Source organism: candidate division KSB1 bacterium, assembly GCA_024655945.1.
GTDB lineage: Bacteria > Zhuqueibacterota > Zhuqueibacteria > JANLFK01 > Oleimicrobiaceae > Oleimicrobium.
Genome location: JANLFK010000019.1, coordinates 1 through 13,428 on the forward strand (window position 1 = coordinate 1; position 13,428 = coordinate 13,428).

12 protein-coding genes are annotated in these 13,428 nt (G+C 61.2%); 5 read left to right on the forward strand and 7 right to left on the reverse strand.

The annotated features are described in order from the left end of the window. The 5 genes from NUW13_15745 to NUW13_15765 form a co-directional block, all read left to right on the forward strand. Positions 1-119: integron integrase (locus NUW13_15745; protein MCR4440463.1), on the forward strand; the 119-nt coding region annotated here is incomplete at its 5' end. A gap of 230 nt (positions 120-349) precedes the next feature. Continuing rightward, the gene (locus NUW13_15750; GenBank protein MCR4440464.1) at positions 350-655 is read left to right on the forward strand and encodes a hypothetical protein; all 306 of its coding nucleotides are present in this window, start codon (positions 350-352) and stop codon (positions 653-655) included. Positions 656-946: 291 nt separating this feature from the next. Further along, on the forward strand, positions 947-3,523 hold the full coding sequence (mgtA, locus tag NUW13_15755; protein ID MCR4440465.1) for a magnesium-translocating P-type ATPase: 2,577 nt from the start codon (positions 947-949) through the stop codon (positions 3,521-3,523). A 170-nt stretch (positions 3,524-3,693) separates the two neighbouring features. Further along, complete coding sequence (locus tag NUW13_15760; GenBank protein MCR4440466.1) at positions 3,694-4,179, forward strand: hypothetical protein; 486 nt, start codon at positions 3,694-3,696, stop codon at positions 4,177-4,179. A 525-nt stretch (positions 4,180-4,704) separates the two neighbouring features. After that, positions 4,705-4,947, forward strand: a complete 243-nt coding sequence (locus NUW13_15765) for a YgiT-type zinc finger protein (protein ID MCR4440467.1) — start codon at positions 4,705-4,707, stop codon at positions 4,945-4,947. Positions 4,948-5,517: 570 nt separating this feature from the next. On the opposite strand, the gene NUW13_15770 is transcribed toward NUW13_15765, so the two are convergent. From NUW13_15770 to NUW13_15800, 7 genes are all read right to left on the reverse strand, one after another. After that, positions 5,518-6,003: an adenosine-specific kinase gene (locus tag NUW13_15770; GenBank protein ID MCR4440468.1), complete on the reverse strand. Its 486-nt coding sequence runs from the start codon at positions 6,001-6,003 to the stop codon at positions 5,518-5,520. A gap of 29 nt (positions 6,004-6,032) precedes the next feature. Continuing rightward, entirely contained in the window at positions 6,033-6,962 is a 930-nt protein-coding gene (locus NUW13_15775; GenBank protein MCR4440469.1) for a hypothetical protein, read from the reverse strand. 90 nt (positions 6,963-7,052) lie between these two features. After that, entirely contained in the window at positions 7,053-8,402 is a 1,350-nt protein-coding gene (locus NUW13_15780) for a sigma-54 dependent transcriptional regulator (protein ID MCR4440470.1), read from the reverse strand. A 45-nt stretch (positions 8,403-8,447) separates the two neighbouring features. Continuing rightward, on the reverse strand, positions 8,448-9,530 hold the full coding sequence (locus NUW13_15785; protein ID MCR4440471.1) for a P-loop NTPase: 1,083 nt from the start codon (positions 9,528-9,530) through the stop codon (positions 8,448-8,450). 69 nt (positions 9,531-9,599) lie between these two features. Further along, positions 9,600-9,833 carry a hypothetical protein gene (locus NUW13_15790; protein MCR4440472.1) on the reverse strand — a complete coding sequence of 78 codons (234 nt, stop codon included), beginning with the start codon at positions 9,831-9,833 and terminating at the stop codon, positions 9,600-9,602. Positions 9,834-10,133: 300 nt separating this feature from the next. Further along, positions 10,134-10,622 carry an NUDIX domain-containing protein gene (locus NUW13_15795; GenBank protein MCR4440473.1) on the reverse strand — a complete coding sequence of 163 codons (489 nt, stop codon included), beginning with the start codon at positions 10,620-10,622 and terminating at the stop codon, positions 10,134-10,136. Between the two features lie 232 nt (positions 10,623-10,854). Next, a complete protein-coding gene (locus NUW13_15800; GenBank protein MCR4440474.1) occupies positions 10,855-13,275 on the reverse strand; it encodes an ATP-binding protein in 2,421 nt (806 codons plus the stop codon). Positions 13,276-13,428: the final 153 nt, after the last annotated feature.

Here is a 13,428-nt window from a genome sequence, read left to right on the forward strand (position 1 = left end):
ATGACATCCGCACTGTCCCGGAGCTTCTCGAGCACAAGGACGTGAAAACGGCGATGATTTACACGCACGTTCTCAACCGCGGCGGCAAGGGCGTTCGCAGTCCGGCTGACACGTTGTGACCGGAACGTAGCGGGCTGTCATATAGAAAGCATATAACACCCCGAGGGAGCTAGAGAAACAGGATGAATTCATTGGCAATACAGGATGTAAGAACGGATACACACCGGTGTTTTAGGCCGCCCGCCAGCGGCCCAAAGGTGATACATAGAAGCTATCTAAACAAGAGTTGGGCGGCGTGATTGCAACCGTGTAGCAAGCTGTGATAGAATTGTCACTTGGAGTTAGAGAAATGGTAACCAAGATACAGCAAACACAAGCCGATTTGGTGAAAGCCGTTGCGGACATCGCCGCTGCCATGCCCCGGGCGCGGACAGTGCAACTCTACCAATTTGCGCTTTTTCTCAAAACACATCCCTTACCCACCGAAGAAAGCTTTGAAGAAATCGCGGCAGCTGAAGCCCTATGGGATACACAATTCGCGGCAACAGATGATGACAAACTGGCCGCACTGATAGCGGCGGTTGAGACGGAAATCAACGAAGGTAAGACACTGCCGATGTTCGATGAACACGGCGAATTCATCGAACATCCATGAAATCACAAACGACCAAGTCATTCTGGAAGCACTATTGGGCTTTGCCTCCAGAGATTCGCCAGCGTGCACGGCAAGCCTACAAGTTGTGGCGAGATAATCCAGGCCATCCGAGTCTATTCTTCAAGCGAGTGAAAGAGAGCTGGCCACTCTATTCAGTTCCGATTGGCTTGGGATATAGAGCGCTGGGATTGCTCAAAGCGGTGTAATCGCTGCGCCAAACGTTGGCCTGCCGCGGCCGATGCTTGGCGTTGGGCGGCATCATGGCCCCCATGAAAATGTGAGGACATTTCCATGCGTTCGTTGACGTCCCCCGGTGCCGTGAGCCCAGATAAGGCGTCAGCGGCGCCAGATGTGTTGCGTTCGTTCTGGAGCATACCGGCGGCGGACGTGCTGTCGGCACTGCAATCGTCGCCCAGCGGTCTTGCGGCGGATAGCGCCGCCGAACGTCTCGCCCGCCTCGGGCTGAACGTGCTCGGTGAGCTCAAACGCTCCAATGTCCCGAAATTGCTGCTCAGACAGGTCGCCAGCCCACTGGTGCTGCTCCTGATCGGCGCGGCTCTGCTCTCCTTCGCGCTGCTCGATCCTACGGATGGGATCATCATCCTGGGGATTGTCGGAGCGAGCGCGCTACTCGGCTCTTGGCAGGAACATCGCGCCGCAACAGCCGTTGAGACACTTTTGGCGACGGTCGGGGTGAAGGCTTTTGTGCTGCGCGATGGGCGCCAGACCGAGGCGGCCGTGGAGGAACTGGTACCGGGCGACGTGGTGCTGCTCTCGGCGGGCTCCAGTGTCCCAGCGGATTGTCTGCTGCTCACCTCGCAGGATCTGTTTGTGGACGAGGCCGCGCTCACGGGAGAGAGCTTCCCGGTAGCCAAGAGTCCCGGCCCCCTGCCCGCAGATGCGCCGCTTGGTCAGCGCCACAACGTGCTCTTCCTGGGGACGCATGTGATAAGCGGCAGCGCACAGGCCGTCGTCGTGCACACCGGGAGGTCGACGGAATTCGGGGCGATCGCCGCACGCCTGCGCCTGCGCCCGGCGGAAACGGAGTTCGAGCAGGGTGTGCGCCGCTTCGGCTATCTGCTCATGGAAATCACGCTGGTGTTGGTGATCGCCATCTTCGCGTTCAACGTCTACCTCCATCGGTCAGTTCTGGACTCTTTCCTCTTCGCGCTGGCGCTGGCGGTAGGGCTTACGCCGCAGTTGTTGCCGGCGATCATCAGCGTGAATTTGGCGAGTGGCGCGCGAAGGATGGCCGCACAGAAGGTGATCGTGAAGCGGCTGGCCGCGATCGAGAACTTTGGCAGTATGAACGTGCTCTGTTCCGACAAGACGGGCACGCTCACCGAGGGCCGGGTGCGCGTCCACGCCGCATTCGACGCCAAGGGGAACGAAAGTGAACGCGTGCTCTTCCACGCCTTTCTCAACGCCTCATTTGAGACGGGATTCACCAATCCGATCGACGTGGCGATCCGCGCGCACCGCGCATTCCCACTCGACGGTTGGCGTAAGCTGGACGAGGTGCCCTACGACTTCGGGCGCAAGCGCCTGAGCGTGCTCGTAGACCACGGAGGCCAGGCAGCCCTACTCATTACAAAGGGCGCAGTAAACAACGTGATCGAGGTCTGCAGCACGGCCGAGCTGGCAGACGGCACGACGATCCCGATCGCCGCGGCGCGGCTGGAGATCGAGCGGCGCTATGCAGCCCTCAGTGCTGAGGGCTACCGCACGCTTGGCGTCGCAGTGCGCGACATCGGGGCGCCCGGCCCTATCGACCGAGACTCTGAACGCGACATGACGTTCCTGGGCCTGCTCGCGCTTGCCGATCCGCCGAAGCCGGGGGTCACGGCCACGGTGGAGGCGCTGCACCAATTGGGCGTGCGGCTCAAGGTGATCACCGGCGATAACGCATTGGTCGCCGCCCGGGTGGGCGCTCAGGTAGGGCTGGTCGCCCCCCGTGTACTGACGGGCTCCGCGTTGCGGCTGCTGAGCGACGAGGCCCTGCCGGTCGCGGCGGAGGCAACGGATATCTTCGCCGAGGTTGAGCCCAATCAAAAGGAGCGGATCATTCGCGCCCTGCGCAAGGCTGGAAACGTGGTGGGCTATATGGGCGACGGGATCAACGACGCCCCGGCGCTGCATGCGGCGGACGTCTCCATCTCGGTAGAGGAGGCGGTAGATGTTGCCAAAGAGGCGGCCGACATCGTGCTCCTCGAGCGGGACCTCGCGGTGCTGGAGGCGGGGGTGCGCGAAGGCCGTCGCACCTTCGCCAACACGCTCAAGTACGTGTTCATGGCGACCAGTGCCAATTTCGGAAATATGTTCAGCATGGCCGGCGCCTCACTCTTGCTCCCGTTCCTGCCGCTGCTGCCGAAGCAGATCTTGTTGACCAATCTCCTGACGGATGTTCCGGAGTTGACGATCTCGTCCGACCGGGTGGATGCAGACTGGGTTGAGCGGCCGCGCCGCTGGGACATCGGGTTCATCCGCCGGTTCATGCTCACGTTCGGGCTCGTCAGCTCCGTGTTCGACTATCTGACGTTCGGCGTGCTGCTCTGGCTGCTGCACGCGAGTCCGGCAGAGTTCCGGACCGGATGGTTCGTCGAATCCGTGGTCTCGGCGACGCTGGTCGTGCTCGTGGTGCGCACGCGCGGGAGTCTCCTTCGCAGTCGGCCGGGACGCGCGCTGTTGAGCGCGACGCTGGCGGTTGCGGCCGCGGCGCTGGCAATCTCCTACACCCCGCTCGGTGTGGCATTCGGCTTCGTCCCATTGCCACCACTCTTTCTGGGGCTGATGGGGGTGATCGTGCTGGGTTACGTGGTGAGTGCGGAGGTGGCGAAACGCCGGTTCTACAGGGGCGTACACCGTTGATCGCGTCGCTGTATTCCATCAGCATGTGCGCAGTGACACCGAGATTTGGAAGTTGCCACTCCATCATGCCGCCCAACACTGCGTGCAGCCGACCCGCCTCCGCTGCACTCCGGCGAGCAGCTGACGCTAGCCGTTGGGCGCTGTTGCGTCCCAACATAGGGTATGACCACATGAGAAAACGGGTACCTCGTCAGCTCATACCTAACCATGCGCAGATAGATCTTCTTGTCGGTGGGGCTTCCTTTGTCACAGCAGGCTTTTCAATGTTTGTCTTTATGGGACTTCCTATTGCTTGCATTCCGCTGGCGATTGCCAGTGGAATCACTACAGGACTTCTGCTTGTCCGTAAGCAGAAACTTGGAGAGCAGGTTTCCGAACAACTCGGCGTACAGGTCGGTCTTATCTCAGGTGCGTTAGGTTCATTGGGTCTGGCAATTCCGCTAATTGCTCTGGCTATAATGGCCCCAAAGGGAGCAACTATTGGTCAGGAGTTCTCCAAGTGGTTTGATCCGACTCTGATTCCTAAAACCTTGAATACCGTTACCGTCGCCACGAGCCTTGTGGCATTGCTTTCCGTGATTGTTATGATCGGTTTGAATATCGAATGCTGCACATCGGCAATAAAATGGCACAAAAGGCGGAGAGCCAAAGAATGAAGATGGGTAGTTTTATATGGCCCAACAGCGCCTAACACCGGCTGCACCTGACCTCGCTTCGCTCGAAGGGAGCGGGCGCGATTTGCCCGCTTTGGTTCTGGTGTGCGAAGGAATCTTCCCCGCACCACTCGGCAGGTGAGCCAAGTCGTTAGCCGCCCCTTTGCAATCTCGGCGTACTGAGCTACAATGGTAAGCAGAAACCGTTTGGCAAGGTTATCCTGTGGATGTTCAGGACATTGTTGACCGCATCCGGTACAATCGTATTCTTATCACCGACCACGCCGACGAAGAAGCACAGGGAGGCCATCTATCCTTCGATGAAATCCTCTTCAGCCTCCTGCACGGCGAGATGATCCAAGATTATCTGTCTGACAAGCCTTGTCCGAGTTACCTGATCTACGGTGACAGTCTTGCTGGAGAGCCGATGCACAGTGTGTGGCTTACAATCACGCAACTCAATGGGCATTGTTGGTCACTGTGCACTGACCCTGAGCGATGGATAGATTGGCACATCAGGAGAAACAGATGAAGCCTTTTGATAAGTGTCCTACTTGTGGTGGCAACCCAGTTGAGAAGGACGTAGAGAAACTGCTCAAAGGCGGCATTCATACAGCCGTGCTCAAGGTGCGTGCGGATGGATGCCTGCGCTGCGGCGAACGATTGCATTCGGTTGAGACGGTAAGACGCTTTGAGCAGATTCGGCAGAAACTGGAAAGGCAGGAAGTCGCCGAGGTTCAGGCACTTGGTCAATCTCTTCAGGTGGTGTAGGTTTACATAGCGAGGACAGGCTCGCGAACACCCGCATCCGCCTGAGGGCTTCGTCGCTGAACTCAACTTCTCGCAGGCGATGCGCAGGCCGTGAGGCAACGCCGGAGGAGATGGGCATGACGAGACTCAGAACCAAGATCCTCGGAGGCACCGCGAGCGTCAGGACTAATCTGGCGCCGGGAACAAGAGTAAGGGTGAAGGCTATTCCGGATGAAATGGTAGACTTGGCGGCCGACATTGCTGCCGAGTCCTCCGTGACCGACACACTTAGACAAATGGGTCTTGACATCAAGAACGCGAAGGCCCTTGATGCCTTGAAGGATTTCGCGCGCCATAGGGAAGGGTTCCATCGAAGACAAGATTCCTTGGACCGAAACAGTCGTTTCGGCCACTGGCGAGGTCTTTGTCCCCGCAGACTGGCCCCACGGCACAGAGGTAACTCTGCGTATCGAGGTGCGGACCTGACCGCAAGCCTAACAATAGCATGCAGCGGACCGCGCTGCTCGCTGCCGCTGAGGCTGAGCGTTAGCCACCCCCCCTCCCACTGGGCACCAATCCCACTGCGGCCGGTCAGCCGAGCTTGTAGCCGATGCGGCGCAGGAACTCCTTGCGATGTGCAACGTCTTCTGCCGTCTCCACCCCGAGCGGGCTCTGACCATCAACGACGCCAATTATCCCTCGCCCCTGCGGCGTCTCCACCACCAGAACCTCCACAGGGTTAGCCGTAGCGCAGCAGATGTTGACAATCTCCATGACGTCGCGCAGCGCGCGCAGCACGTTGATCGGGTAGGCGTTTCCCAAGAGGAGGACAAACGAGTGCCCTGCGCCAATGGCCAAGGCGTTCTCTTGTGCCAGTTGCACCAAGTGGTCGTCGGTGCCGCTGGAGCGCACCAGGCGCGGCCCCGATGACTCGCAGAAGGCAAATCCGAACTTGATGTTGGGCACGGAGCAGACAAGTGCCTCGTGCACATCCTCGACGGTCTTGATGAAGTGCGACATGCCGATGATGACATTGACCTCATCGGGCTTCTTGACCTGAACAGCCTTGATCTCCATCTCCTACCTCCGCAGGGACGTACCCAGCTTTACTCCACGGGGCCCCAGTCCTTGGTCACCTCGCCGATCCACGTCCAGAGGAAGCGACTGGCCAAGGCGACTGCTGTGGACATCGGTTCGGCGGGAGCGCTCACGGCCGCGCCCGCAAAGGGGATGCCGCTTTCCTGGAAGACCTTCGCCGCAGCCGCCAAGCCCCGCTCGGTGGAGCCGGGCAACAGGCGCAGACCGTCCTGCGCTCCGTTGGCAAGAACCTCCTGCCAGCTATCGACCAGCGGCGATGAGGCAAACTCCATCTCCGTGCTCACCCCCACCCGGTCGAGATGCAAGCGGGGCAGGGGATCTGGGGAACCGGCGGCGGTGTACCTCTGCTCGGCCACGAGCAGCTCTCGCAATCTGAGGTAGCTATCAACCGCCATCGCTAAGAGACGTTGGTTCGACCAGAAGAAACGAGCGGGCCTTGCCTCTTGGAGAGTGGGGTCCCACGTCCACAGCTCTTCGGGGCGGTACCCATGGCCGTCGAGTCTGCCGCTGTGGCCGATGGCCCAGGCGCTGTTGAGCGCAATGTCGCCTGGGGAGGTGTTAGCCACGTCGCAGAGGGTCATGGCCAACACCACATCGGGACGCCAACCCTGTGGCCCGGCATGGGCCATGAGCACCGAGCTTGCCGCCACGTTCTCGGTGCCGGGGGGCAGACATTCCACGATCACCCGGGCAGCTCCGGACCCCTGGCACTCCACCAGATGGAACACCCTGCCCATGGGCGCCTCGTACGTGGAGACCCGGCTCCCCTCGCGGCGGGCCGTCGCAAGCAACGAATCAAGCATCTGGGGCTCGGTGAGCTGAACTCCAACTACGAGGCGCCGCTCATGGGGCGTTCCTCGCAGCGACAAGAGGAGCACCGCCACGAACAGCACAAATGTCCCCACAGGGAAGGCAAACGACTTCTGCTCGCGCCTCATCCGCTCTTCCTCCCATCATCATCCGCGCAACTTCTGCCCTTTCCCCGGACTATGGGCTCTGCACTGCAGCTCCGCTTCGAAATTCAAGTTTCACGGTGAGCGAACGCCGAGCCGCTCCATCATCGAGTACAGCCTGCGGCGCGTCACTCCCAAGAGCCGCGCAGCTTCGGTCTTGTTTCCTCCTGCCTTATCAAGAGCTCTGACGATCAAGTGCCGCTCGACTTCCTCCAAGGCCAGCCCTTCGTGGGGGATTTCCACCGGCGAGGACGGTGCTGTGCTGTGGACGATGTGCGCCGGCAAGTCGGCGCGCGTGATGACTCCCCCGCCGGTCATGATCACCGTGCGCTCCACCACGTTCTCCAGCTCGCGCACGTTGCCCGGCCAGGCGTAGTGCATCAGGGCCACCAAGGCATCGGGCTCGATGGCGGCCTTGGGGCCTCCGTACTTTCGCAGAAAGTGGTTGATCAGTTCCGGGATGTCCTCGCGACGCTCGCGCAGTGGCGGCAACACGATGGGGAAGACATTGATGCGGTAGTAGAGGTCTTCGCGGAAGGTGCCGGCATGCAGCGCCTCCTCCAGGTTGCGATTGGTGGCAGCGATGATGCGGGCGCGCACAGGGATGGCTTTGGTGGCACCCAGCGGCACCATCTCGTGGCTCTGCAGGACGCGAAGGAGCTTCACTTGGGTAGCCAGCGAGACATCGCCGATTTCGTCTAAAAAGAGCGTCCCTTCGCCGGCTGCCTGAAACAATCCCTCTTTGCGACGGTCAGCTCCAGTGAAGGCGCCCTTTTCGTAGCCAAAAAGCTCGCTCTCCAACAGGCTCTCCGGCAAGGCGCCACAGCTGACGGCGACAAACGGCTTGTCGGCACGCGGGCTCAACTCGTGGATGGCTCTGGCGATAAGCTCCTTGCCGGTGCCGCTCTCGCCTCGGAGCAGCACGGTGGCGTCGGTGGGGGCCACTTTCTGCACCATACGGTAGACCTTCTCCATGGCTTCGCTGCGGCCCACCACATAGGCCAGCTCGAAGGTATGGCGTAGCTCTTGACGGAGGGCAACGTTCTCTTCAGCCAGGCGCCGCTTTTCGATGAGGTGTGCGACTTTCAGGCGCAGCTCATCGGTCTCGAAAGGCTTGATGAGGTAGTCGTACGCCCCCTGTTTCATGGCCTCCACCGCCGTCTGGGCGGTGGCGTAGGCGGTCATCAGCATGACCTCCACCCCGGGGTGGCGCCTCTTGAGCTCTTTGAGCACCTGCAGGCCATCCATGCCGGGCATCTTAAGGTCACAGAGCACCACGTCGAAAGGTTCGCGGGCAAAAGCGTCCAAGGCGGCCTGACCATCGAAGGCCATGACCACGTAGTGTCCATCGGCTTCCAGCCCCGCCTTCAACACCTGGCACATGCGCTGTTCATTGTCGACCACTAACACTCGCCCGCGTCGCACGCCCTCTTTACCTCGGAAAAAGGAAAGCTCTTGACGCTGCTTGCCCTATTCCGCCGCAAGGTCGGCCAACAGCGTCTTGAGCTCGCCAAGGGGAGTGATGCGGCATGGATAGCCGCCGCGCCGCAGCTCGCAACTGGACCAACAGGTGCATCGTGTGCTGCACACCACCTGCGGCCCCTCCTGGTTGTCCAGCACGGTAATCCTGTCCGATGGCCATCCCCGGCGCAAGCCGCGTGCGGCCAACTGGACCACGCTGGTCAATGGGTCAAGGCAACCGTCGAGAAGCGGGGACGTCCAGGTGCTGTCGCCGTGGTGGGCCCGCGAGAGCCGGCGCAGTTCCCGAAGGAACGGGACATAACCCCACAGCTCGGTGTGCATGCCCAAGAGGTCGAGCAGCATAGCGCGCAACGTTTGCGCCACGCGCTTGTCCCCCTCCTCGCGCACGCAATTGACGACAATTCCCACCCGCAATTTCTCCAGGAGGACTTCCAACACGCTGGTCAGGCAGTGGCGTCCCTTGTTGAAGCCGCCCAGGAGCTCGCGCAGAGGTTTGTCGTCGTTGCCGCGGCGCTTGCGCAGGAACCGCAATAGCTTATTCGCCTCGGGACGCCCATAAGCCTCTCGCTCCAAGCCCCGTAAAAGGCACGCCTCCAGGAAGAGAAAAGACCCCCGGATCGCTAATGGTTCAGGAGTGGTCACCACTACCCCGAGGTCGGCAGCCAGGAAGCAGTCCAAAGTGAACGGGGCAACGCCCGGACCCAGGTCGACAATGACCAAGCCGGATCTAAGCCCCCGCAGGGTGCGCGCAAGGCGTCCGGCCAGGCCATCGTGCTCGGAGGCATCTGACGGCGTGTGGCAGAAGCTCACCAGTTGGAGTTGGCCGCCACTCTTTTCGTGGCGTGACACCGCCATAGCGTTCCGCAGGAAACCCTCGCGGAGCGGCCCACCCGCAGGATGCATGAGAGCCGCCGCCAGATTCTGTCCCCCAAGATCTGCGTCGACGAGGGTGACCGTGTGCCCCTGAGTGCACAGGCGTTGCGCCAAAGCTAAGGAAAGCGTCGTCTTGCCCACGCCGCCTTTGCCGCTGCCCAGCGCAACGACCACCCTCTTCCTCCCTATTTTGCTCATGGCACACCCCTCGCACTTCCCATCCCAACCACCCCCGGCCTGCCGGGGTGTCGAATCCACCCCCCCGACTCACTTCAGGTCAAGCTCCGACTGTGTGGGCACAGCCCTCACCTGCTGCGCGAATTCCTTGAGACGCTCCACCTCTTCCGCGGTGAACAGGCGCCAGCCTCGCCGGTCTTTCTGTTTGGCATCCCGCACCAAACGGGCGGCCTTCCAGCGGTACCAGGTGGCGCGGCTGATGCCCGCCAGTTCCAGAGCCTCGTGCGTTCGGTAGTAGGTCTTTCCCTTTATCACCAGCGGCATCGCTTCTTCCCCTGCAACCCGCCCACTCTTATCATCGTCCTCGGCTTGATATATCTTGAGACGCCTTAAGATAAGAGTTCTCATCGACAATGTCAAGCACTATTTGCAGAGCTACGCGCATGCGCCATGTGTTGCTTCAGACAGAGCCTGGAGTGTATCGATGGAAAGAGCCCCTGGGTACCACGACCGCACGACCTTCTCCCGTGGTGAGGCCTGGCTATGAAGCACGGCTCCGTGAGGGTCTCTTCGCCTGCTCGCCTCAGCAAGGAGCGTGCAAAAGGCCGGCCCACGCAGATGCAGCTAAGCTGCGCCTGGCTGCGGCTCCCCCTGGCGCGCCAGAGCTGCCACCAGCTTGTCAATGATGGGAACTTGCCCCTCGAGGATCCTCCTTTTCGCCTCCTCGACCTCGAACCAGGCAGCGCGGTCGACTTCTGGGAACTGGTGCACCTTCCCAGAGCCCTTCGGCCACTCCAGCGGGAAGGTGTTGCTGACAAGTCGCGTCACGTCAAAGTCGTGCTCCAGAGCCCAGGCGTAGATTATCTTGCCGCTTGGTTGCCGAAACTCCCCCAGGGCAATCGGGCTGCCCTGAACCGTCAACCCGGTTTCCTCTTTCAGCTCCCTTAGTGCCGCCTGGAGTGGGTCCTCTGTTGAGTCGTCAAGACCCTTTGGTATGGACCAGGCGCCGAGGTCCCTCTTTGCCCAAAAGGGCCCGCCAGGATGCACGAGCAGGACTTCGAGCTTGCCGTGCTGGCGCCTGAAGAGCAGAATGCCTGCGCTGTGTTGGCTCATCGCCCTTCTCCCCTGTGGCCAGGCTCGCACCGAGGCAATTCCCTGTGCCGCGAAGCGCTCAGTGTGCAAGCCGTGCGATGACCCCTGTTAACCCAACGGGCGCCAACTCCCAATCGCATTCCGCACGACAAACGAGGCGGCGCCATTGGGCGAAAGCCTCCTGCACTCAAACTCCCGCCGCATCATCCGGTGGAAAGCGGCGGCATAGAATTCACCCCCATGAGCTGGGGGCTCACCATGCCGGCGAGAGCTGTCCGGCCTGGTCCTGCCAATGGGGTACCCAGGCTAAGGCGATCAGCGACACGTTCACGTCCGTCTTGCGTGGCCTGAGCACCACGGTCTCCAGCCGCTCGTTCATTGGGTCGGTGCGCGCCTGCATCTCTTCTATCTCGCGGGCGAGTTGCTGCTCCAACTCTGCCAGCTGTTGACGTACCTGTTCCAGGTTTTCCTGCGCGCGCCTCACGTCCTGCTCCTCCTTCATCGCCCTGCTGGCCCCACGGGCGGCAGTGGTAGCGCGACCAAGCGTGGAATGGCTGATGGCCTTTCTGCCCACAAAGGCACCGAGCAAGGTGGTACCCAACGAGAGCGCCGTCTGCATCTTCTGCTGCTTGGCCTGTTCCACCTCTCGCTGCAAAGCCCACTCGGCACGACGGACGCGCTCCTGCAGCGACGTCATGCGCGCGGCGTACTTTTGCCGCAAGCGTTCCACCATCTCGTCCCGCTGCTCATGGGCGGCAAGCTGCAGCCGGATGCGGAAGTCTCTCGCCGTCTCGCCCGGCTTGGACACTAGGCCTAAGGACGGGCTGCGCAACAGTTGCAGAGTGTGCTTGCGAAAGAGCCATTCCTGCAAGTCCTTTTGCCACTCGGGGTAATTGGCCCTTTTAGTCGCCTCGGCAGGCAGCTCCCCGAACACCGCTTGCTCGTCGGCGGCCGCCCTTTGCAACTCAGCTTCGGCTATCGCCACTGGCTCGGCGCCGTCCCAGTCGATTAGCGCAGGTCGCTCGGGCATGGTGGCAAGGAGTGCCGCGGTCTGTTCAGAATCGATCTCCAGCTTCCTGTCCAGGTAATAGACCTTCGCCAGCCCGAGCAGCCTCGGCTCGTACCGCAGCAGGGTGCCACCTGGTTGCCCCCTGCGCACGGGCAGGAAGTACCCGGGGATGTCCGGCGGCAGCGCTGGCCGGGTTGCTGCCTGGCGTCGTGCAGTCAGCGCCCGCCCACTCACCTCTTGCACCACCGGCACCGCCTTCTTGCGCTCCTCCATGAGCTGCTTGATCTGCGTCCTGGTCATCGGACCGCGCAGGTAGGACATCGCCCACCGCGTCTCGAAAATCACGGGCTCTTTCTCGTGGACGTTATTCATGAGGAAGATTCGCTTCCCCAGGCTGGCCAACGTCTGCTCCATGCGCTTGCGGTCGAAGGCGCTGCCGAGGTTTGCCCCCTCCAGGCCGTCCAGCAGCCGCTGCTTGTCGCGGTCCGTCTGCAGCCGACCGATAAACCAGGTGCCGGCGTTGGCCAAGCCCTTGTAGTCCAGGTCCACGGGGTTCTGGGTGGCAAGGACGATGCCCAGGCCAAACGCCCGCGCCTGCTTCAGCAGGGTCATCAGCGGCGCCTTTGCGGGCGGGTTGGCGACCGGCGGGAAGTAGCCAAAGATTTCGTCCATATAGAACAGTGCCCGCAAGGTGCTGGTACCCGATTGGGTGCGCATCCACCCTAAGAGCTGGCTCAAGAGAAGGGAGACGAAGAACATACGCTCGGCGTCGTTGAGGTGGGCGATCGAGAAGATGGCCATGCGCGGCTTGCCCTCCGGCGTGTAGAGGATGCGACCGATGTCCAAGGCCTCCCCTTCCAGCCAGGTCTCAAACCCGGGGGCAGCCAGCAAGTTGTTGAGCCGCATGGCCAACGCAAAGCGCTCCTTGGTCGGAAAAAACGATTCCACATCGAACACACCGATCTTCCTCATGGGCGGGGACTGAATGGCTTGAATGAGCGCGGCAAGCTCCATGTCCTGACGTTGTCGCCATGCGCGGTCGAGGATGTTGCTCAGCAGAATGTGCTCGCGGCTCTGCAGCGGGTCAGCCTCGATGCCCATCAAATTGAGCAGGCTGGTGACGGTGGTGTTGACGCGCTCGCGCAAGAGCTCGCTATCGTCGACAATCTCTTGCGGAGGGGCGGCAAAAGAAGCAATGATGGACACCGGTAGGCCGACGGTGCTTCCCGGCGTGTAGATGGCAAAGTCTGCGGCCTCGCGCAGCCGCCGGATGCGCGCACCGTCCTGCCCCCATTCGGCCAAGCCCTTCTTCCACAACTCTGCCTGTTCCCGAGCATACTCTTCCGCAGAGAGGCCCCTCGTGCGCGCATCGTCCTCGGTGATCCAGGGCAAGAATTCTGCAGGACTCAATTCTGGAAACGTGAGGAGCAAATTGGGGAGATCGCCCTTTGGATCGACGATAATCGCCGGGATGCCATCGAGTGCGGCCTCTTCGAGAAGGCCAATGCACAGGCCCGTCTTGCCGCTGCCGGTCATGCCCACGCAGACGGCGTGCGTCACCAAGTCCTTGGAGTCATAGAGCAGAAGCTCATCGCGGCGCGCCTTCTTCTCCAAGTCATACAGGCGGCCTAAGTAAAAGACGCCCAACTTTTCAAACTCCTGCATGGCTCCTCCTCCGCAACCTGAACCAACACCGATTGCGTCACCAGACAAAGATATAAACCTCAGGGACAATTTCAAGGGGAATCTTTCCCCTGCCGGCAGAACCGTGCCTCCAGTGGTTTGCCAACCAGGCTTCCAGGAAAAATAGCAGTTGAC